This is a genomic window from Williamsia sterculiae, from assembly GCF_900156495.1.
GTDB lineage: Bacteria > Actinomycetota > Actinomycetes > Mycobacteriales > Mycobacteriaceae > Williamsia_B > Williamsia_B sterculiae.
Map to the genome: position 1 here is coordinate 107,572 of NZ_FTNT01000014.1, position 20,877 is coordinate 128,448.

At 67.4% G+C, this 20,877-nt stretch carries 20 protein-coding genes and 1 tRNA gene; 11 read left to right on the top strand and 10 right to left on the bottom strand.

Annotated elements, in window-relative coordinates; translation table 11 throughout:
* A complete protein-coding gene (locus BW971_RS19265; RefSeq protein WP_076482702.1) occupies positions 1 to 1,416 on the bottom strand; it encodes a decaprenylphosphoryl-beta-D-ribose oxidase in 1,416 nt (471 codons plus the stop codon).
* Positions 1,417 to 1,501: 85 nt separating this feature from the next.
* Here BW971_RS19265 and BW971_RS19270 point away from each other — a divergent pair, with 85 nt between their 5' ends.
* Positions 1,502 to 2,299 carry an SDR family oxidoreductase gene (locus tag BW971_RS19270; RefSeq protein WP_076482732.1) on the top strand — a complete coding sequence of 266 codons (798 nt, stop codon included), beginning with the start codon at positions 1,502 to 1,504 and terminating at the stop codon, positions 2,297 to 2,299.
* Positions 2,300 to 2,428: 129 nt separating this feature from the next.
* On the opposite strand, the gene BW971_RS19275 is transcribed toward BW971_RS19270, so the two are convergent.
* Entirely contained in the window at positions 2,429 to 3,622 is a 1,194-nt protein-coding gene (locus tag BW971_RS19275) for an alpha/beta hydrolase family protein (protein WP_076482703.1), read from the bottom strand.
* A gap of 157 nt (positions 3,623 to 3,779) precedes the next feature.
* Between BW971_RS19275 and BW971_RS19280 the strand changes: the two genes are divergently transcribed.
* The 5 genes from BW971_RS19280 (at position 3,780) to BW971_RS19300 (ending at position 11,474) form a co-directional block, all read left to right on the top strand.
* Complete coding sequence (locus tag BW971_RS19280) at positions 3,780 to 4,211, top strand: GtrA family protein (RefSeq protein WP_327202004.1); 432 nt, start codon at positions 3,780 to 3,782, stop codon at positions 4,209 to 4,211.
* A 420-nt stretch (positions 4,212 to 4,631) separates the two neighbouring features.
* A complete protein-coding gene (locus BW971_RS19285; RefSeq protein ID WP_143690477.1) occupies positions 4,632 to 6,365 on the top strand; it encodes an ABC transporter ATP-binding protein in 1,734 nt (577 codons plus the stop codon).
* A 42-nt stretch (positions 6,366 to 6,407) separates the two neighbouring features.
* A complete protein-coding gene (locus BW971_RS19290) occupies positions 6,408 to 8,303 on the top strand; it encodes a glycosyltransferase (protein ID WP_076482733.1) in 1,896 nt (631 codons plus the stop codon).
* Positions 8,304 to 8,373: 70 nt separating this feature from the next.
* Positions 8,374 to 9,882 carry a glycosyltransferase family 39 protein gene (locus BW971_RS19295; RefSeq protein WP_143690478.1) on the top strand — a complete coding sequence of 503 codons (1,509 nt, stop codon included), beginning with the start codon at positions 8,374 to 8,376 and terminating at the stop codon, positions 9,880 to 9,882.
* A 26-nt stretch (positions 9,883 to 9,908) separates the two neighbouring features.
* Positions 9,909 to 11,474 (top strand): acyl-CoA carboxylase subunit beta, encoded by a 1,566-nt coding sequence (locus BW971_RS19300; protein ID WP_159441891.1) that lies wholly within the window; start codon positions 9,909 to 9,911, stop codon positions 11,472 to 11,474.
* Positions 11,475 to 11,483: 9 nt separating this feature from the next.
* Here BW971_RS19300 and glfT1 read toward each other — a convergent pair whose 3' ends face one another.
* From glfT1 to BW971_RS19320, 4 genes are all read right to left on the bottom strand, one after another.
* Positions 11,484 to 12,383, bottom strand: a complete 900-nt coding sequence (glfT1, locus tag BW971_RS19305; RefSeq protein WP_076482706.1) for a galactofuranosyltransferase GlfT1 — start codon at positions 12,381 to 12,383, stop codon at positions 11,484 to 11,486.
* Complete coding sequence (gene wzt, locus BW971_RS19310) at positions 12,376 to 13,224, bottom strand: galactan export ABC transporter ATP-binding subunit Wzt/RfbE (RefSeq protein WP_200799477.1); 849 nt, start codon at positions 13,222 to 13,224, stop codon at positions 12,376 to 12,378. Before wzt ends, glfT1 begins: the two co-directional genes overlap by 8 nt.
* Before the next feature lie 7 nt (positions 13,225 to 13,231).
* Positions 13,232 to 14,110, bottom strand: coding sequence for a galactan export ABC transporter permease subunit Wzm/RfbD (wzm, locus tag BW971_RS19315; protein WP_083710421.1), 879 nt, complete (start codon positions 14,108 to 14,110; stop codon positions 13,232 to 13,234).
* An 86-nt stretch (positions 14,111 to 14,196) separates the two neighbouring features.
* On the bottom strand, positions 14,197 to 14,772 hold the full coding sequence (locus tag BW971_RS19320) for a bacterial proteasome activator family protein (RefSeq protein WP_407701239.1): 576 nt from the start codon (positions 14,770 to 14,772) through the stop codon (positions 14,197 to 14,199).
* 138 nt (positions 14,773 to 14,910) lie between these two features.
* On the opposite strand from BW971_RS19320, the gene BW971_RS19325 reads away from it, so the two are divergent.
* On the top strand, positions 14,911 to 16,107 hold the full coding sequence (locus tag BW971_RS19325; protein WP_076482710.1) for a cysteine desulfurase-like protein: 1,197 nt from the start codon (positions 14,911 to 14,913) through the stop codon (positions 16,105 to 16,107).
* Between the two features lie 13 nt (positions 16,108 to 16,120).
* Here BW971_RS19325 and BW971_RS19330 read toward each other — a convergent pair whose 3' ends face one another.
* The gene (locus BW971_RS19330; protein ID WP_076482736.1) at positions 16,121 to 17,098 is read right to left on the bottom strand and encodes an NAD(P)H-quinone oxidoreductase; all 978 of its coding nucleotides are present in this window, start codon (positions 17,096 to 17,098) and stop codon (positions 16,121 to 16,123) included.
* 140 nt (positions 17,099 to 17,238) lie between these two features.
* Between BW971_RS19330 and BW971_RS19335 the strand changes: the two genes are divergently transcribed.
* Both BW971_RS19335 and BW971_RS19340 read left to right on the top strand, forming a co-directional pair.
* Positions 17,239 to 17,718, top strand: coding sequence for a MarR family winged helix-turn-helix transcriptional regulator (locus tag BW971_RS19335; protein WP_143690480.1), 480 nt, complete (start codon positions 17,239 to 17,241; stop codon positions 17,716 to 17,718).
* Positions 17,719 to 17,731: 13 nt separating this feature from the next.
* A tRNA-Ser gene (locus tag BW971_RS19340) sits at positions 17,732 to 17,819 on the top strand.
* A 39-nt stretch (positions 17,820 to 17,858) separates the two neighbouring features.
* Here the strand turns inward: BW971_RS19340 and BW971_RS19345 are convergent.
* From BW971_RS19345 to BW971_RS21560, 3 genes are all read right to left on the bottom strand, one after another.
* Entirely contained in the window at positions 17,859 to 19,016 is a 1,158-nt protein-coding gene (locus BW971_RS19345; protein ID WP_076482712.1) for a site-specific integrase, read from the bottom strand.
* On the bottom strand, positions 19,003 to 19,536 hold the full coding sequence (locus BW971_RS21760; protein ID WP_076482713.1) for a hypothetical protein: 534 nt from the start codon (positions 19,534 to 19,536) through the stop codon (positions 19,003 to 19,005). Before BW971_RS21760 ends, BW971_RS19345 begins: the two co-directional genes overlap by 14 nt.
* A 309-nt stretch (positions 19,537 to 19,845) precedes the next feature.
* On the bottom strand, positions 19,846 to 20,028 hold the full coding sequence (locus BW971_RS21560; protein WP_159441892.1) for a hypothetical protein: 183 nt from the start codon (positions 20,026 to 20,028) through the stop codon (positions 19,846 to 19,848).
* Positions 20,029 to 20,054: 26 nt separating this feature from the next.
* Here BW971_RS21560 and BW971_RS19360 point away from each other — a divergent pair, with 26 nt between their 5' ends.
* Positions 20,055 to 20,693, top strand: coding sequence for a hypothetical protein (locus BW971_RS19360; protein ID WP_076482715.1), 639 nt, complete (start codon positions 20,055 to 20,057; stop codon positions 20,691 to 20,693).
* On the top strand, positions 20,693 to 20,821 hold the full coding sequence (locus BW971_RS22110) for a hypothetical protein (RefSeq protein WP_268811141.1): 129 nt from the start codon (positions 20,693 to 20,695) through the stop codon (positions 20,819 to 20,821). The genes BW971_RS19360 and BW971_RS22110 overlap by 1 nt, the downstream gene beginning before the upstream one ends.
* Positions 20,822 to 20,877: the final 56 nt, after the last annotated feature.

Here is a 20,877-nt window from a genome sequence, read left to right on the forward strand (position 1 = left end):
TCAGACGAGTTCCAGTCGGCGCGCCATGTCGGAGACGAACACCCCGGTGGGGTCGACGCGGCGCCGGGTTGCGACCCATTCGTCGATCCGCGGGTACATGGCGTGGAACGTCGCGGCCGTGGTGCGGGAGTCCTTGGCGGTGTAGAGACGTCCCCCCATGGCCAGCACGCGGCGGTCGAGGTCGGTGAGGAACTCGTGCAGGCCCGGCTTGATGGGAAAGTCGACACAGATGTTCCACCCTTCCATGGGGAAACTCAGCGGCGCCTGGTTACCCGGTCCGAACACCTTGAACACGTTGAGGAAGCTGACGTGTCCGGAGGCCTGGATGTCGACGATGATGCGCTTGAACTCCTCGATCGCCTCGATGGGGACGATGAACTGGTACTGCAGGAATCCGTTGGACCCGTAGGCACGGTTCCAGTCCCCGAACAGGTCCAACGGGTGATAGAACTTCGTCAGGTTCTGGATCTTGCCGGTGTAGTTGCCACCCATCCGGTAGTAGGCCTCGCCGACGATCGCGAAGTCGAGCTTGTTGGCCAGGCCGTTGGGGAAGACGTCGGGGAAGCGCAGCAGGGTCTTGCCGGTGAACGCCAGCGGGTTCTTGGCGAACTCGTCGGGCAACTGGTCGAGGCGGGCCAGCGACCCGCGGGAGAACGTACCGCGCCCCAGCTTCGGTGGTTTGCTGATCGCGTCGAACCAGCCGGAACTGTAGGTGTAGTTGTTCTCGCTGCCGTCGGTGTGCAACGCGATGGTCTCGTCGAGGCTGCGGGTCACTGCACCGTCGGCGATGAAGTACGCCGTCTCGGTGTGGGTCATCACGATCTTGGCGCGCAGGATCAGTCCGGTCAGTCCGATGCCGCCGACGGTGGCCCAGAAGATGGACGCGTCGGGGTCGTCGTCGGTGCCGGTGGGGGACACGGTGATCACTCGGCCGTCGGCCAGCAGCAGGGTAATCTCGACGACGTGGTTGCCGAAGCTGCCCGCGCTGTGGTGGTTCTTGCCGTGGATGTCGTGGGCGATGGCGCCACCGACGGTGACCTGACGCGTACCGGGAAGCACCGGTACCCACAGTCCATACGGCAGTGCCGCCTTCATCAGCGTGTCGAGGTCCACCCCGGCGTCGACATCGGCGATGCCGGTCTCGTCGTCGATGCGGTGAATCCGCCGCAACCGCGTCATGTCGATGGTCAGCCCACCGGAGTTCTGGGCCGACTCGTTGTAGGAGCGGCCCAGACCGCGGGCGATGACGCCGCGCTGCAGGTACGAGGGTTTGTCGGCGTTGTCGTCGGCGACCCGGGCGACCGCATCGGCGATGACCTCGACGTCGGGGGTGCTGAGCACCTGTCCCTCGATGGGGGTGGTGCGTGACCACCCCACCAGGGTGCGGGTCTCGATGGGGAGATCTGTAGTGGACATCGCTGGTCACCCTACCTGCCGTGGATTGTCATCCCGGCTGTGTGAAGGCATCCGGCGGGCCGTGCCGTTCTGGTACGACTATCCGATGACCACCAGGACTGTCTTCATCACCGGTGCGGCCGCGGGAATCGGCCGCGCGACCGCTCTCGGCTTCGCCAAGCGGGGCTACACCGTCGGCGCCTTCGACATCGACGACGCGGGACTGGCGACGTTGTCCGCGGAGATCGAGGCGCTCGGCGCCACCGCCGTGGTCGGGCACCTCGACGTGACCGACGCCGAGGAGTTCGCCACCCGGCTCCGTGAGTTCGTGGCCCAGGCGGGTGGACGGCTGGACGTCCTGGTCAACAACGCGGGCATCCTGGTCGGCGGGCGATTCGAGGAGATCCCGGTGGAGAAGCTGCATCGGGAGGTCGACATCAACTGCAAGGGCGTGGTGAACGGCCTGCACGCCGGGTTCGAGCACCTGCGCGCCACCCCGGGTTCGGTGGCCATCAATCTGGCGTCGGCGTCGGCGATCTACGGTCAGGCCGAACTCGCCGACTACAGCGCCACCAAACACTTCGTCCGGGGGATCACCGAGGCTCTGGACATCGAGTGGGGCGCGTACGGCGTGCGGGTGGTGGCCATCTGGCCGTTGTTCGTCCAGACGGCGATGACCACCAACCTCAAGACCAACAGCACCGAGCGGATGGGCATCAAACTGGGCCCCCAGGACGTCGCAGACCGGATCCTCGACGCGGCCGAGCCGAACCGCTTCAGCAAGGCCATCCACCAGGTGCACTACACGGTCGGCAACCAGACGCGCTTCCTGCAGGAAGCCGCCCGGTTCTCCCCCGTCTACCTGACCCGGGTGGTCAACAGGGCGATCGCCAAAGCCCACTGAACAACGGCCCGTTGGGCGTGAACAACGGCCCGCTCGGCGTACCGACACCCGTCGAGTGGGCCGACATCCCCGTCGAGTGGGCCGACATCCCCGTCGAGTGGGCCGTTGTAGGGCTCGAGTGGGCCGTTGTCACCGGAAGATGCGGTTCAGGAACGGCGTCGAATCGGCGACCGAGGCCAGCACCGTGCCTGCGTGGTCCTGGTTCGGGTAGACGTGCAATTCGACCGGCTGATTGTTGGCCCGCAACTGTGCGTACAGCGACAGCGCGGAGGGAGCCGGGACGTCACGGTCGAGCAGACCCTGGCCGAGGAAGATCGGCCGGTCGTACCCGGTGAACGGGGTCATGATCTGGTTGCGCAACGCGGTGGTCGCGCCGGGGACCGATGACAGCGGCCGGGTGAACAACCTGCCCAGGTTGACACCGTCGGCGAACGTCGAGAGCTCCGCGTAACACAGCGTCTCGGCCTTCGTCACCAGATCCCGGCCCTGTGCGGTGAGGATGTCGTTGAGCTTCAGCTCGGGATGCGCGTCGCGCAGACCGGCGAAGATGTACAGCGCGTAGGTGTTCAACGACTTGGTCAGCGGCACCGGCGGGAACGACGGGCCTGCCAGGTTGACGATGAGTTCGATGTTGGCAGGCGTCCCGGTCGCGACCACCCCGCGGTAGTCGAGGCCGGACCCGCGACTGAACTCGGTGGCGTAGCGCGCGCCGTTCATGGCGGCACCGGCACCCTGCGACTGCCCGACGATCCCCCACCTCCGCGACAGCGGCAGCCCCATCTGCTGCGATGCCTTCACGGAGTCGACGATCGAATGCGCCTCCACCTTGCCGTTGAGGTAGCTCATCAGGCCGGGGGTGCCCTGACCGACGTAGTCGGTCCCGACCACCGCGTACCCCAGCCGCAGGAAATGCGACAGGTAGGCGGCATCACGGTCGGTGGCGGGTTGCGCCGACGGCGTGCAACCGTCCCCGAGACCGACGGTGCCGTGCGCCCAGCCGATGACCGGCCACCCGCCTCTGGGTGCCTGTCCCGCGGGCAGGAACACCTCGGCCGTGCTCACCGCGCGTTTCCCGAACTGATCGGGTGTGGAGTAGAGGATGCGCCGCGACACGGCGGCGTTCGGCACACCGAGTCCGGCGGCCAGCGTTCGGTCCGCGATGAGCGTGCCGTCTCGCACCGGGATCGGACCGGAGTAGTAGCGGACGTCGAGACCCGACCAGTTGGGCGGTCCCGTGGGTGGTGCGGCCACCGCCGGTGCGGCCAGGATCCCGGCCGCGACCATCGTTCCGACCAACACCCCGACCACCCGCATACATCTCATGCGCTGACCGTAGACCCGCTCGCGACCGTTGAGTGGGTATATGCGAGTGAGCGGGCGCGGTCGCGGCAGAATGCGGTCGACTAGGGTGTGGGCCGTGACCGACGAGGCGAGAGATCCCCATCACCATCACGAGGACTTCGCCAGTCCGCACGCACCCATGCCGATCGAGTTGCCCCTCGACGACCAGGAGGCGTCCACCGACGTCGATCTGAGGACCCAGCTCATCCGGTTCGTCATCACCGGTGCCGGGTCCGGTGTCCTCGACTTCGGGTTGACCCTGATCGTCCAGTACGGGTTCGGCGCACCGGAGTGGTTGGCCAAGGCCATCGGTTTCATCGCGGGCACCACCACCGCCTACCTGGTCAACCGACGCTGGACCTTCCGCGCCGAGCCCAGCACCGCGCGCTTCGTCGCGGTGGCGCTGCTGTACCTGGTCACGTTCGCCGTCCAGGTCGGTATCTACACCGGCCTGTCACGGGTGTGGCCGGAGGAGTTCCTCTACAGCCTCATCGCCTACGTCATCGCTCAGGGCACGGCCACCGTCATCAATTTCGTGGTACAGCGCACAGTCATCTTCCGTATCCGCTGACCTGCGGCGTCGCGAACCTGTGCGCGCGACCAGCGCCCTCACAGGTCGATGCGATCTCGTCGGAAGCGAATCGCAAGGTGGTGTCAATACTTTCATTCATGTCAGGCGGTCATCCCCGACTGCCGGCGGTGAAATGAAAGGCAAGACATATGAATTGGCTGTACACCATCTTCCCGTGGCTCGCGCCGAAGGCTCCGATCAACAACCGTCGTCGGCAGCAGCAGCCCACCGCGCCGCGTGACAACCGGAACCAGCCCGGACGTCGCTGAGCGACACCCCACGCACCCACCGGGCCCGGTGACATCACATGTCACCGGGCCCGTGCCGTGCCCCGAGCGGTGAACCGTCGCAGGAGTCGACGGTCGTCGAGACTCACACGGCCACAACACGATCGTCCATCCTCCGAGAGGTTGTCTGCCGGTGTTCGCACCCCGCCCCATGACGCTGCGCAGCGCGCTGCGCAGATTCGCTCCCTATCTGTCCGGCTTCCGATGGCGCCTGGCTGCCGCGTCCGTGTTCGGCCTCGTCGCAATGGTCTGCGACATCCTGGCCATCGCGGTCTTCGCCGACATCATCGACCACGCGGTGGTGGGTGGTCATGTCGACCTGTTGCTGCGGTCCGGCGTGGGATGGCTGCTCATCGCGATGGTCGGACTGGTCGCCGGTTGGGTCAGCCGGATGATCGCCACCACCACCGCCGAACGGGTGGTGCTGCGACTGCGCGACGACCTCTACGGCCACATCCAACGACTCGGCGCACCGATGCGGGCGCGCTTCGGTACCGGCGATCTGGTGGCCCGACTGACCGCCGACACCGAGGAGGTCGAGTATCTGATCAGCACGGGGATCCTGCGCGGGGCCATCGCGGCGGTCAGTGCGGTCGGGTTCGGCCTGGCCGCATTCCTCGTCAACTGGCGCCTGGCCCTGCTCGCGGTGGTCATGGTGCCCGTGCTGGCCGGCATCTCCTCCGGTGTCGGGCGGTTGGTGCGGCGGGCGTCGCGCGCCGAACGTGCCCACAACGGTCACCTCACCGCCCTGCTCACCGAAGGCGTGGAGCACGCGGAGGCCATCGCCGCGGACAACCAGTCCGACCGACACCGCACGGTGGCCCACGGAATCGGTGACCGGTTGCGGCGGGCGCGGGTGCGGGCCACCGCCGCGGGGGAGACCTACGCCGGTCTGACGACGATGGTCGAGATGGTCGGCGTGCTCGGGGTGCTGGCCGTCGGCGTGTGGCAGATCTCCACTGGTCAGCTCACGTTCGGCGGCCTGATCTCGGTGGTCGGGTTCCTCGGCTATGTTTTCCCGCAGTTGCGCGACCTCGGCGAGCTCGTCGTCGCGATCACCTCGGCGACCGCGTCGGCCGAACGGATCGCCGGCGTGCTGGACACCCGCGTCCCGGTCGGCGATCCCCTACCCGATCCGCTCGCGCCGGATCCGTTACGGGGCGCGCTGCGGTTGCGCGAGGTCACCCTGCGCAATCCGGGGATGGCTGCGCCGGTGGTCGACCGTGCCGATCTCGAGATCCGGGAGGGGGAGGTGGTCGCGATCACCGGGGTGAGCGGTGCGGGCAAGTCGACGCTGGCGAGCGCGTTGTCCCGGCTGATCGACCCGGTGCACGGGTCCATCAGCATCGGCGACGTGGACCTGCGGGCGGTGCCGGTGCGCACCGTCCGGGACAGCGTCGCCCTGCTCCCGCAGCGCTCGGCGATCCTCGCGGGCACGGTGGCCGAGAACATCGCCTTCGGCCGCCCCGAGGCCACCGAGGACGAGATCCGTGCGGCGACCGCTCTGGCCGGCGCCGACGACGTGGTCGCGGGCCTGCCGCGGGGGTATCGAACCGACCTCACCACCGGTGGGGGCAGTCTGTCGGGTGGGCAGCGGCAACGGATCGCGTTGGCCCGGGCGATGTTGCGCGACACCCCGATCCTGGTCCTCGACGAGCCGACCACCGGTGTCGACGACGGCCATGTCACCGCGTTGACCTCTGTGTTACGGGGTATGAGCGGTGCGCGGACCGTACTGGTGATCACCCACGACTCCCGCCTGCTGTGCGGTGTGGACCGGGTGTTGCGATTGATCGACGGGCAGTTCGTCGACGGCACCGCGATGCGGGTTCGCCGGCTACCGGGGGAGGCTGTGCGCGTGGGTTAGTCTCGAAGCGCCCGTCCGTCGAGCGCAGAAACTGGGGTGTTCATGGTCACCGGTTCATCCACCGCCGTCGCCGCCACCGGCTCATCCGTCGAGGTCGGTGCCGAGCCGATCGCCGATGGTCGCCTGCTCGCCCAGCGCACGCTGTTCACCGGCCCGCATCGACGGGTTGCCGAGGGCATGTACGTCGCCGCGTTCCCCGGCACCGCACGCGCCACCCGCGAGCGCATCCGGTTGCTGTCGGGGACGACGGTCAGCACCAACACCTACTTCGGTCGTTTCGCGGCGAGCTTCTGGCAGCGGTACACCGAGGTGGACACGGTGCGGCTGGAATTCGACCACGAGTGCACCCCGGATGCCGAGCTGCGGGTCGCCGTCAACGCCTCGGACTCCAGTGGACGGCCGCGCCCCGTCGACGTCTACGACCTGTCCGGGACCGGGCACGCCGCCATCGACATCCCGTTACCCCGTTTCGTCGACGGCGGCGGGGTCTGGTTCGACCTGAACGTCTTCGCCGGTGAGGCGAGTGTCTCCGACGTACGGTGGACGGTCGCCGCGCCCGAGCGGTTCCGCCCGTCGTCGGTGGTGATCTGCACCCACAACCGTCCCGAGGACTGCCTGTCGACGATCACCGCTCTCGCCTCCGACCCCGTGGCGATGTCGTGTGTGGACGTGGTCTACGTGGTGGACCAGGGCAGCGATCGCGTCGCCGACAAGGACCGCTTCGAGCTGGTTCAGGGGTTGCTCGGCGACAAGCTGCGATACCTGACCCAGCCCAACCTGGGCGGGGCCGGCGGATTCAACCGCGGCATCTATGAACTCACGGCGGGTGGCCGCTGTGAGACCAACATCGTGGTCATGGACGACGACATCCTCTGCGAGCCGGAAACCGTGCTGCGGATGTCGGCCTTCGCGAACAAGACCGTGCAACCGCTGCTGGTGGGTGCGCAGATGCTGCTGCTGTCGGAGACCTACCGGGTGCACATGACCGCGGAGTGGGAGGCCCTGGACCAGTTGCGGGCCGGACGCCCGACCGCCTATGCGTACCAGGGGCGCAACATGCTCACCCACCAGCAGGATGCGCGGTCGGTGGCCGGGTGGAACGGGTGGTGGTCGTGTCTGCTCCCCGCCGAGGCGGTGACCGCCGAGAGCCTGTCGATCCCACTGTTCTTCCAGTGGGACGACATCGAGTTCGGCATCCGCGCCCGGTTGCACGGGTTCCCGACCGTGACACTGCCCAACGCCGGCGTCTGGCACGCGGATTTCCACCTCAAGGATTACGACGACTGGTCGCGGTATTTCAGCTGGCGCAACGCGCTCATCGTCGCGGCCATCCACACGCCGTTCGACGGTGCCCACTTCGCCAAGGTGGTCGCCACCGAGATCGGCAGCCACATCGTCTCCATGCAGTACGGCTTGGCTGCGACCTTCCTGCTGGCGGTCCGGGACTTCTTGGCCGGGCCGGCCGTGTTGCACGACGGCGGGCAGTCGAAGTTGGCGCAGCTCAAGGAGTTGCGCTCGCACTACGCCGACACGGTGGTGCGGTCGGCCGCCGAGGTCGGCAAGGAGGGCGATCCCAACACCCAGATCTCCAAGAAGGGCCACGAACCTCGGGAGGACCGGGAGACACAGGTTCTGCTCAAGCGGGTGGCCAAGCAATATCTGGGGAAGGTGTCCAGCGCACCGGTGGCCATCGCCGCCGACGACGCGCGGTGGTGGCATGTCTCGCTGTTCGACAACGCGGTGGTCACCGACTCGTCGCAGACCGGGGTACGGATCCGGAGGCGCGACAAGGCGACCGCGGTACGTCTCGGTCGTGAGTTGGCGGAACTCTGTTGGCGATTGCGCAAGGACGCACCGCGGATGAGCCAGGAGTGGAGCGACGCGTTGCCCCAGTTGACCAGTCGGGAGAACTGGAAGCGGTTGTTTGACGGGGACTGAGTCATCGGTCGCGATCGGGCGTGCCGACGCCGGGTCGTGGTGGTCCCGCTCGGCTCCTCTGCTGGTCGGTGTGATCGCAACGGTGGTGTGCGCCTGGAACAGTGGGCGACCCTCGTTCTGGTACGACGAGGCGGCCACCGTGTCCGCGATCAATCGCTCGGTACCCGACATGACCGCTTTGTTGTCCCGGATCGACGTCGTGCACGGCGGGTACTACATGCTGATGCACGGTTGGTGGCGCCTGACCGGGCACTGGGGCGGTTTCGGCGGATCGGAATTCGCGATGCGGTTGCCGTCGGCGGTGGCGGTCGGGATCGCCGCCGCACTGGTGGTGTGCATCGGCCGGACGCTGGTCGCCCTGCGGTTCGGGGTACTGGCCGGCGCGCTCCTGGTCTGTCTGCCGCGGGTGCTCTGGGCCGGTTCGGAGGCGCGACCGTACGCCGGGTCGATGGCACTGGCCGCGGCCGCGACGTGGCTGGTGCTGCTGGCGGTGCGTCGTGGCGGGTGGTGGTGGGTGTCGTATGCGGTACTCGCGACGGCGTGCACCGTGTGGTTCCTGCCGTCGGGCACCCTGGTCGCCGCCCACCTCCTCTACGTGCTGCTGACCACGCGACGTCGAAACCGTCTGTACGGCATGCTGATCGCCGCTGTGATGGTCGCTGCCGCGGTGCTGCCGTTCGCGATGTTCGCGCACCGCCAGGTGGCGCAGATCGCCTGGCTGAGCCCGTTCTCGACCCAGACCGTGGTCGCATATCTGCAGTTCGAATACGTCGACGGTGCGCCGGTGGCCGGCGTGTTGATCCTGCTGCTGTTGCTCGGAATCGCGGTGATCGCGCTGTTGGGAACCGTGGGACGGATCGACCGCCGGGCACTGACCCTGGGGCTGGCCTGGGTTGCGGTACCCGCGGTGGTGATACTCGGGTACTCGTGGTTGGGCAGTCCGACCTATGTGCCGCGGTATCTGTCGTTCACCGCACCCGGGATGGCGCTGGTGATCGCCGTGGCGGTACGTGTCATCGCCCGACAATTCACCCGACCCGGTGCGGTGCGGGCGATCTGGCTGCCTGCGGTGGCGGTGCTCGCGCTGGGTGTCGCGGCCGTCCCGGCGTTCGTGGCCCAGCGCAGCGTCTACGGCAAGGTCGGGGGTACCGACTTCTCCCAGGTCGCCGATTTCGTCGGCCGCCACGCGCGCCCGGGCGACTGCGTCGCCTTCGAACGCACGGCCAGCTGGAGCCCGGTGTCGGAGCGCGTGGTGAAACAGGCCAAGCCGCGCGATTTCCGGAATGTGCGCGACATCGGGCCGTCGACACCGGCGGCGCGGGCACATGTGCTGTGGGATCTCGATCGTCCGGAGACCGATTACGCGGCATGGGCACGGACCTGTTCGGTGATGTGGGTGGTCACCGACGGGGAGCGCGCCACCGGCTCGGTGTTCCGTCCCGGTGGTTCACCTCCGTGGTACTTCAAGCCGTTCCACTTCGAGAACACCGTGCTCTACCGCGAGCTGGCCGGCGACGGGTTGACGATCGTCGGACGCATCGGCTTTCACCGCTCGCAGGTGGTGCGGATGACCCGCTAGCCGGGGTCGACAAGTACGTTCGCAGGGTGCACACGCAGAATCCCGGCGGTCCCGAACTCGTCGCGCGCGTTCGCGCCGCCTACGACGCGGTGAGCGACGAGGCCCGTGCGGAGAAGGTCGCCAAACAGCATGCCCGAGGCAAGCTGACCGCCCGCGAACGGATCGCGGCGCTGGGTGGTGATCGGTTCTACGAATTCGGCGGGTTGGCCGGTCCGGGGCCCGCCGCCGACGGGGCCACACCGTTGGTCGCACCCGGCGACGGGGTGGTCACCGGCATCGTCTACATCGACGGCAGGCCCGCAGTGGTCGCGGCCTTCGACTTCACGGTGCTCGGCGGTAGCAACGGCGCGACCGGCATGGCCAAACTGGAGCGTTGCGCGGAACGGGCGTTGCTCGACCGTATTCCGCTGATCATGGTGATGGACGGTGGCGGACATCGGATGCAGGAGGCCTTGGATTCCCGACTGGCGGCTCCCGGGTCGCGACTGTTGCTGCGGTTGACCGACCTGTCCGGCCATGTGCCGCTGATCGCGGCCATGATGGGTCCCGGGTTCGGGGCACCGGCGAATCTCGCGGCATGCTGCGACTTCGTCCTCGTGGTGCGACAGATCGGGACCATCGGACTGTCGTCGGCACCGCTGGTGAAGGCGGCGACGGGGGAGGACCTGACCAACGAGCAGATCGGTGGCGCGGACGTGCAGGCCGCGCGCGGTGTGGTGGACCTCGCCGTGGACGACGAGCAGGAGGCGTTCGACGCCATCCGCCTGTACCTGTCGTACCTGCCGTCGTGGGCCGAGGGCGACCCGATCATCGCCGGTGCCTACGAGCTCGCGTCGGCAGCAGACGACTTGGACCTGCTGATACCGGCGGACATGCGTCGGGGATACGACGTGCGCGACGTCGTCGAGGGATTGTGCGACGCAGACACCCTCTTCGAGCTCAAACCCGATCACGCGCGCAATGTGGTCACCGCACTCGTCCGGGTCGGGGGGCGACCGATGGGCGTGGTGGCCAATCAACCCGTGCACCTGTCGGGCGCGCTCGACAGCGCGGCGTGTGAGAAGGCGGCGCACTTCGTTGCGGTCTGTGACACCTTCGGTCTGCCGTTGCTGATCCTGATCGACCTGCCCGGTTTCATCATCGGTACGCCCGGTGAGCAGACCCAGTTGGTGCGGCGGAGTGCGCGTCTGGGGTACGAGTTGGGCATCGCGACGGTGCCGCGGTTCGTGATCGTGACCAGGAAGGCCTATGGGGCGGCGTACATCGTGATGGGTGGGGGACGCAGCATCGACGCCGACCTGTCGCTGGCATGGCCCACCGCCGAGATCTGCGCCATCCCGGTGGAGAGCGCGGTCGACATCGTTTTTCGCGGGGACTACGAGAACGCCGACGACCCGGCGGCGCGCCGCGACGAGCTGATCGGGACGTTCCGCGCCAACATCGACCCGCTACTCGCCGCCGACGGCTTCGGTGTGGACGACGTGGTGACGCCGTCGGCGACGCGCGGCCTGCTCATCGAGGCTCTCGGGCGGGTGCAGCGCAGACGCCTACCCCGGGTTCCCGGTAAACGGCGGACGATCTCGCCGATCTGAGCCCCCGGTTCAGGGCGCGTGAAAATGTTCGCGACGCCCGTCGCGACGCAACCGGATCCACTCGCGGAACCCGGCGACGTCGCGCTGCTGCACCAGGAAGTACCAGCCGAAGCGTGCGTACTCCTGCGGAAGCAACCGCCGCAGACCGGGCTGGCTGAGCAGGTAGCCGCGGTTGCGGTAGGTGAAGTGCCGTTTGGTGGCGTTGTCGGGGTACTGGGTGTGCATCCGCCCTCCCAGGATCGGCCGGAACTCGGCGGACCCGTCGGGATGCAGGTACGCGGTGGTCAGACAGGTGCCGAAGCGCAGACCCGAGCGGACCAGTCGCCGGTGCATCTCCACCTCGTCGCCGCGCATGAACAGCCGTAGGTCGGGGACACCCACCGCATCGAGGGCGCCGGCCGAGAACAGGGCGCCGTTGAACAGGGACGCGATCCCGGGCAGCAGCTCCTCGTCGGATCCGTCGGCGAACAGTTCCGAGCGTCTCCGCCGCCACACGACACCGCGTCGCAAGGGGAAGGCGAGGGTGTCGGGGTCGTCGATGTTGCACACCACCGGCGACACCTCGGCCAGACCATGGTCACCGGCGCACCGCAGCAGCGTCTCGAGGACGTGCTCGCCCTCGGGTCGGCCGTCGTCGTCCGCGCACCACACCCAGTCGGCGCCCAGCGCCAACGCGTGCAACATGCCGAGGGCGAAACCGCCTGCGCCACCGAGGTTGCGCCGCGACCCGATGTAGGTGCTCGGTACGGCGGTCGTGTCGACCATCTCGGCGACCACCCGCTCGTCGGCGTTGTCGACGACCACCAGATGGTCGATGGGCCGGGTCTGCTGACCGAGTACCCGCAGCGACGCGGCCAAGAGTTCGGCCCGGCGGTGGGTGACCACCACCGCGATCACCTTCTCAGCCATCGGCCTCGGTGACGGGACGACTGCCCGGCACCACCGGGGTGCCGGTCTGCTCGGCGGCGATCTCGTCGAGCACGGTCCGGACGTGTTTGGCGGCGTCGGGACCCTCGTAGGCGCCGACCACCTCCTCGATCCCGCCGTCCATCCGGACCTGCCCGTGGTCGATCCACAACGCACGGTCGCACAGCTGGGCCAGGAATTCGTTGGAGTGACTGGCGAACACCAGGATCCCTGAGCGTTTGACCAGCTCCTGCAGTCGGACCCGAGCCTTCTTCATGAACTCCGCGTCCACCGCGCCGATGCCCTCGTCGAGGATGAGGATCTCCGGATCGATACTGGTCACCACGCCCAGCGCCACTCGCACGCGCATGCCGGTGGAGTAGGTGCGCAGCGGCATGTTCAGGTAGTCGCCCAGTTCGGTGAACTCCGCGATCTCGTCGGTCTTGCGGAGCATCTCCTTGCGGCTCATCCCGAGGAACATGCCACGGATGACGATGTTCTCGTAGCCGGAGATCTCCGGGTCCATCCCCACCCCGAGGTCGAAGACGGGGGCCACCCGCCCCTGCACCCGGCAGGATCCGCGGGTGGGTTCGTAAATGCCCGAGAGCACCCGCAGCAGCGTGGACTTACCTGCTCCGTTGTGTCCCACCAGGCCCACACGGTCGCCGTGCTGGAGGTGGAGGTCGATGTCCTTGAGGGCTTCGACGACCACCACGTTGGAGGCGTTGGCGCCGATGACGCCGCCGGCCGCGCCGAGCACGGATTTCTTCAGCGACCGGGTCTTGGCGTCGAAGATGGGGAAGTCGACACAGGCACCCCAGGTGTCGACACGTACGTCACTCACAGTTCGCTCACACCCAATACGTCACTCGGGCACGGTAGTTGCGCATCACGAGCAGCGCGCCGAGCCAACCGACGACGGTGCATGCGATGACGATCCCCCAGTGGTAGAACTCCACGTGCTCGCCGAGCAGTGGGCCGCGGGTGATCTCCAGATAGTGGAACATCGGGTTGACCTCGACGATGCGGGCGCGGGCCGACTCGGCGCCGGCGACCTGCTGCAGGCTCTTGGCCGACCAGATGATCGGGGTCATGAAGAACACCAACCGCACCGCGGTGGTGAGCAGCTGTCCGATGTCGCGGAAGCGCGTGGTGAGGATGCCGAACACCACCGACACCCACACGCTGTTGAGCACCAGCAACGCCATCGCCGGGACGATCAGCAACACGGTCCAGTTGATGGGCTGCGGGAAGATGGCCAGGATGACCAGGTAGATCACGATGTTGTGCGCGAAGATGATCAACTGCCGCCAGGCCAGCCGGTACACGTGCACCGACAACGGGGTCGGGATCTGCTTGAGCAACCCCTCGTTGCTGGAGAACACCTCCGCGCCGTCGAGGATCGAGCCCTCGATGAAGCCCCAGAAGATGAACCCCAGCGTGACGTACGGCAGGAACGACGCGATGTCCTCGTGGAACAACTGCGAGTACAGCAGGCCCATCGCGACCGCGGTGACACCGGTGGCGATGGTGATCCACAGCGGTCCGAGCAGCGAACGGCGGTAGCGCTGTTTGATGTCCTGCCAGCCCAGCAGGGCCCACAGCTCACGCTGGCGCAGACCCTCGCCGAGGTCGGCGAGGGCGCGTCGCATGCTGCGGGAGTCGGACACGGGTGGCGGTGCCGCCACGTCTCCGTCGCGCGCCTCCGCGCCGTCCACTGCTGCTGACACGGGAACCGAGCTTACCGGGGTGTGCTGTGTGCGCCGGTGCCGCGGTCTCGGCCGCGTCGCTGCGGGACCGCGACGGAGGTGTCAGGTCACAGGTACTGACCGGTGCCGGTGACCCCGCCCGGGTGGGCGCCGGGCCCGGGTGCGCCGTGACCCGGGTCTCCGGCCATGGGCAACTGACCCTGGCGCATCTGCTCGAGTTGGGCGCGGGCCGACATCTGCTGGGCGAACAGCGCGGTCTGGATGCCGTGGAAGAGGCCCTCGAGCCAGCCGACGAGCTGGGCCTGCGCGATGCGCAGTTCGGCGTCGGACGGGGTGGAGTCGTCACCGAACGGCAGCGCGAGCCGCTCGAGTTCCTCGCGCAGTTCCGGGGCCAGGCCGTCCTCGAGTTCGCGAATGGACGACTGGTGGATCTCCTTGAGCCGACTGCGGCTGGCGTCGTCGAGGGGAGCCGCACGCACCTCCTCGAGCAACTGCTTGATCATCGTGCCGATCCGCATCACCTTGGCGGGCTGCTCGACCATCTCGGTCACCCCCGGTCCGTTGTCCTTGGTGTCCGGGCCTTTGTCGGGGTCACCGCCCTCTGTTGCCGCGGCCGCGTGCTGCGGAACCAGGATCACCTGGTCGTCGTCGGGGTGCTGTGCGCCGAAGGGGTGGGGAACCATGTCACCCATTGTCCAGACTCGTCGGACAGACCTCCACCGAACGCGGTGCGCGAGGTCCGTCGAGGCGGATCGTGGACAGTTCCAGGGTGTGCGCAACTGGCCTGGGTCGCGTCGGTGGATGGGGCTATCGTGTCGGGCATGACCTACGACGTCGCGCGGGTGCGAGGGCTGTTTCCCTCCCTGGGTGACGGATGGATCCACCTCGACCCCCAGGCCGGGATGCAGATCCCGGATTCGGTGGCCTCGACGGTGTCGAAGGCGTTTCGGGCACTCGTGTCCGCTCCGGGTGGTGTGTACCCGGCGGCCCGGCAGGCGGCGGCGGTGGTCGACGCCGCACGTCTGGCCGTGGCCGACCTCGTCGGGGGCGATCCGCGGGGCGTGGTCCTGGGATCCAGCCGTGCCGCGCTCTTCAACTCCTTGGCCGAGGCCCTCAACACAGCCGTGTGGCTGGGTTCCGAGGTGGTGGTGACGCGGCTCGACGACGAGGCGAACATCGCGCCGTGGGTGCGGGCCGCCGATCGGTTCGGCGCCCGGGTGCGCTGGGCGGAGATCGACATCGAGAACGGGCAGCTGCCGTCGTGGCAGTTCGCGGAGTTGGTCGGGACGTCCACGAGTCTGGTGTCGATGACCATGGCGTCCTCCACTCTCGGGACCATGCCCGACGTCGGTGCGGTGGCCACGGCCATCCACGCGGTGAACGGACTTCTGGTGGTGGACGCGACCAATGCCGCGCCGTACATGCCGCTGGACATCACCGCGTTGCAGGCCGACGCGGTGGTGGTGTCGGCGGAGCGGTGGGGCGGACCGCAGACCGCGGCGATGGTGTTCCGCAATCCGGAGACGATCAACGGGCTGCGGTCGTTGTCGGTGGAGCCGGGAGCCCGCGGGCCGGAACGGCTGGAGCCCGAGGCCCATCAGCGGTCGATGCTGGCCGGACTGGTCGCGTCGGTGGAGCACCTGGCGTCGTTGGACGAGGCGGCCACGGGCACGCGCCGTCAGCGGTTGGTGGCGTCGATGACCAGCCTCAGCGAATACCTGCAACGGTTGAACCGGTATCTGCTCAACTCGCTCTGGCAGCTGAGCTCGGTGACCGTGATCGGGACGGGTGAGCGGCGGATTCCCGCGGTGAGTTTCACCGTGGCGGGGGTGAGTGCCGACAAGGTGGTGCGGCGACTGGCGGACAACGGGATCTGTGCACTGGCCGACATCCGTAGTCGTGCGCTGGAGGCCATCGGCGTCCCGGACGTCGGTGGTGCGGTCACCATCGGATTGGGCCCGTATTCGACCCCGTACGACGTGGACCAGTTGGTACGGGCTCTGGGCTCTTTGGGCTGAGCGCTCGCGTCCGTCAGCGCACCAGCAGGATCTTGCCGACGGCGTCGCCGCCGGCGAGGTACTCGTGTGCGGCCGCAGCCTCGGACATGGGGAACGTGGTGCCCACCACGGGAGCGATCTGCCGCGACTCGATCAGCGGCCAGGCGAGTTCGGTGGTGCGGGCGACCACGTCGGCCTTGCTGTGTGGACCGGTGGTCGGTCGGCCGCGGAGGTTCGTGGCGGCGAGCGTGCCGCGTATACGGAGCAACTTCCCGAGGTCGATCTCCGCCGTCGCCCCGCCCTGCAGGCCGATGACGACGAGCCTGCCGTCGGGCGCGAGCGCATCGACGTTGCGGGACAGGTACTTCGCGCCGACCATGTCGAGGATCACGTCGGCGCCGCCCTTCTCCTGCACGCGTTGTACGAAGTCGTCGTCGGTGTAGTCGATGAGCACGGTCGCACCGAGACCCGCACAGAGGGTGAGCTTGTCGGCGGTGCGCGCGGTGGTCGCGACGATCGCGCCGCGGGCCCGCGCGAACTGGATGCCGAAGGTGCCGATGCCACTGGATCCACCGTGCAGCAGAGCCAGTTCACCGGGTTGCAGGTGAGCGGTCATGTCGAGGTTGGAGACAACGGTGCACGCGACCTCCGGTAGAGCGGCGGAGTCGACGAGGCCAACCGTCTCGGGTACGTGGAACAGCTGCGTGGTCGGGGCCACCGCGAATTCCGCGTAGCCACCGCCGCTGAGCAACGCGCAGACCTCGTCACCTACCGACCAGTTATCGACCTGCGGTCCGAGCGCGGCGATGCGTCCGGACACCTCGAGGCCCAGGATGTCGCTGGCACCGGGTGGTGGCGGATAGTGACCCTGGCGTTGCATCAGGTCGGCGCGGTTGAGGGCGGCCGCCGCGACCTCGATGAGAACCTCACCGGGTCCCGGCTCGGGCCGTTGCACGGTACTTTCGGTCAGGTTCTCCGGACCGCCGAACTCGTTCAGGGTGATCGCAGACATCTGTGCCATGTCTCCATCATGGCGAGGTGGGGTGGGGGCACGCCACCACAGACCTCGCGCGGGTGTCGGCCGGTCAGACGACTGTGCCCGACCTGCTCAACCCGTACCCTTCACGCACCACACGCGAGGGGGACGCGCTGATGACGGCTGTCGAGGAGGAGGGCGACGACGTCGCCTGGTCCGATCCGGACACTCTGGAACTGTGGCGAGCCATGGTGGACGGCAGTCAACGTGTGATCGGGATGTTGAACCAGGCGATGGTCGACGACGCGGGAATGACCCTGCAGGACTTCCGCATCCTGCTGTTGCTGTCCGAAAGCGGTGACACCCGGATGTCGGATGTGGCCACGGGGGTGGCGATGGCGAGGAGCACCGTGTCGCGGCAGATCTCCCGGCTCACCGCTGCAGGACTGGTCTGGCAGCTGCCCGACACCCACAACGGCAGGCAACGGTTGGCGCGTATCACCCCGGCCGGGCGAGCGCAGGTGAGTCGGGCTGCGGAGGACCACGCGCGGCGGTTCAGGGAGTTCGTCGTCGATGGACTCACCCTGCGGCAACGGCAGGCTGTGCTCGGTGCATACCGCAAGGTCGACGAGGGTCTGCGGCGGTCGGTGACGTAGGCTGACCACCCAGGGAAGCGTGGCAGAGCGGCCGAATGCACTCGCCTTGAAAGCGAGCGTGGGTAAAACCACCGGGGGTTCAAATCCCTCCGCTTCCGCCAGAGTGAAAGTGGTGTCTGTGCAGGTCAGAGAGTTTCTGGCTAGCCAGTAGGTGGAGGGGTCGGGGCCGCTGCCCACGTTTTGCCCACACTCGCCGTCGATGCGGCGTGATGCAGAGCGATTCCGACGGCGTCGAGATCGTCGTCGAACAGGTCGCTGTAGACATCGAGGGTCATCGCCGCGGACGCGTGCCCGAGCATCCGCTGCAGCGCCTTGATGTTGACGCCGGCGGACACCGCGAGGCTCGCAGAGGTGTGCCTGAGGTCGTGGATCGTGACCCGGGGGACACCGGACCGCTCGACGGCGCCCGCGAACCACCCGGAGATCGACACCGGCCGCTTCAGGTGTCGCCCGTGCCCGTCATCGAACAGCAGTGCCGTCGTCTCCTTGTCGCGGATCACCGCGGCCAGCTCGAACACCAGGAACTCGGGGACCGACACCGAACGCGACTCGCCGGACTTCGGAGTCCCCACGATCGTCACCTGATCGACCTGGACGGCGTTCTCGACGACGGTGATGCGCTTCCGCCGCAGATCCACGTGCTCGGCGCGTAACGCGATCGCCTCACCCCACCGCAGACCCGTGTAGGCCAACAACCGGACCAGCGTCGGATACCTCGACTCGGCCGCGAGCAGCGCCACCTGCTCGTGCGTGAGGTAGGTCCGCGGCTTCGGCCGCTTCCGCGGAAGATTCTCGGGTGTCCGCGCCGGGTTGGCCGCGAGGCGGCGGCCCTTCACGGCGGTGTCGAGGATCGCCGCCAGAACCCCGTAGGCGCGGAGGACAACAGTCGCACCGGAGCCCTTCTTGGTCACGGTGCCGTCCGCCTCGGTGACGGTGCGGCCCATTTCCGAGATCCACCGCTCCACCGCGTCGAGGTCGATGTCGACCAGGGCGACGGAACCCCATCGTGGTTTCACGTGCTTGTGCCAGGACACTTCTAATGGGTGATACGACGACGGTTTCAGGTCGGACTGTTTGCGCTGCAGCCAGTCCGGGGCGAGTTCTGCGACGGTGATGCGACCGAGGGCCGGGGCGACGTACGCGCCGCGGAGCTTCTCGACTTCGACTGTGGCAGCGAATGCTTCGGCTTCACGCTTGGTGCGGAAGCCGCGCTTGTCGGTTTGCCGGTGCTCGGGGGTGCGGTAACGCACCCGGTACCGCTTCCCGGCTCGGGTGGCGTAGGAGCTAATCGTCGCCATCGGGAGTGTCCTCCGTCATCAGCGCGTCGAGGGCGCTCCTGTCCTCCGATCCGGCCTTGATCTCAGTTCGCCGAAGATCAAGGAGCCGCTCTACGCCAGCCGCGTACTCGATGCGCCTCCATTCGGGAAATGCGTCCGCGACGAAGTCGAGCAGCCCCGACGCAGTTACATCACCCAACAACGGACGTTCCGCCCGATACCACCGCCAAAGACGTTGTGCGGAGACCGCTTCAAGAGAAGCTGAAGACAGCACTTCATCACTGGCGTTAGGCGTGCTTGGCATCAACAAGGTAATTGGCGACACACCGAGAGCCACAGCAATCGAGACCAGATCATCGACGTCTACACGCCGTTCTTCGTCCTCGATGCGCCGCAAGCCGAGCGGCGGAATAGGCCGTCCGAGATCGCTAAGGATGCGGCTGAGTTCCGCGAATCCAAGTCGCTGACCTTGCCTAAGGCTCGCGATGTTGGATGCGACTGTCCGCCCAGTTGCTCCGAGCTCGTTCTTCTTGCCTGCCATGCACACAGTGTGACAGATCAAAGATGAAGATGGTGATTCATCCTTGCGTGGAGTGAGCCACGGTGATATCTCTAGAAGGGCGAGAGATCAAAGATGAATCTCACGAAGTCAAGGAAGGAGTGATATGCCCTCGATCCACGAAGCACGTAGGGAAGAAGAGAAGCCGCCTCTGCCGGTGCTCGCCACGCCGCCACAGGTGGCCGAGTACCTCCGTACGTCGGTTGCAGCCCTGTCTCAAGATCGGTACCACCGCAAAGGAATTCCCTACGTGAAGTACGGGAGCCGTGTGCTCTACCGCTGGGCGGACGTTCAGGAGTACGTCAACAACAACACCGTCGATCCAGGGGCGGCCTGATGCCGATCACCCAGCTCGACCGCGACCTGCTGGAGGATCTCCAGCTCCGTGATGACGACCGCACCGACGACTTGGTCGGTGCCCATGAAGATGCCCCCGCCCCGGTTGCCGCCGGGAACGAGGGCGATGTCCCCCACTCCACCCTTTAGGAGATCAGAAGAACATGACCACTGTAACCCCCATCCCCGACAGCCCTGCACCCCGGCGATTCACGTACGTCCAGTTGGCCGAGTATCTCGACGAAGTGCTCGCCTTCGAGTTCGATGGCGGGCCCGCACTGAAGCGAATCATGGCGGTCGCGAAGGGCACACACCCAGACCGCGCCGCACAGCACAACGCGATCATCGCCGCCGCGCAGGAGGAAATCGCCGCCATGCCGGCGGAGTCCCCGGCAGAACTTGCGCTACGGGAAATGCAGGAGCAACAGCGATTCAGGTATCAGTGGAACGCCGACTGCCCGTGGATGGACAAAAATCGGCCTGCCTGGTCGAAGCCTGAGAACGACCGATACCTGGTGAAATTCTCTCCTGGCACCTGCCGTTGGAAGTCGCAGGTGTACAGGCTGCCACGTCACCGGGTGTTCGGGACGGTGAACGGGTCACCGGGCGACCGCAGCGTAACGCTGGGCAACTACGAGATCTACTTACGTCAGCTCATCGATGAACGCGATCCGCACATCCGCATCGAACACGGCGTCGAGGGCGACCGGGATCTTCTCGATCTCGAGCTGGACGAGGCCGCCGACCTCGCCAAAGTGGTCCTGCTTCTCCTTGATCTCGCTCACGAAAGTGATGCGCAGTGATGGAGCTGATCACCGCGGTCACGATGGCGGTCTGCACCGCGCTGGCGTACGCCCTGGGGCGCGAGGACGGGCGCGACGCCGAGTTCGCGGAGCGCTGGGACGACCAGACTCAAGGCGGTCGCCGATGACATATGGCACTAGGACCGTAAGGCGTCGGTCTACCCCGGACGAGCTGGCCAGGCTC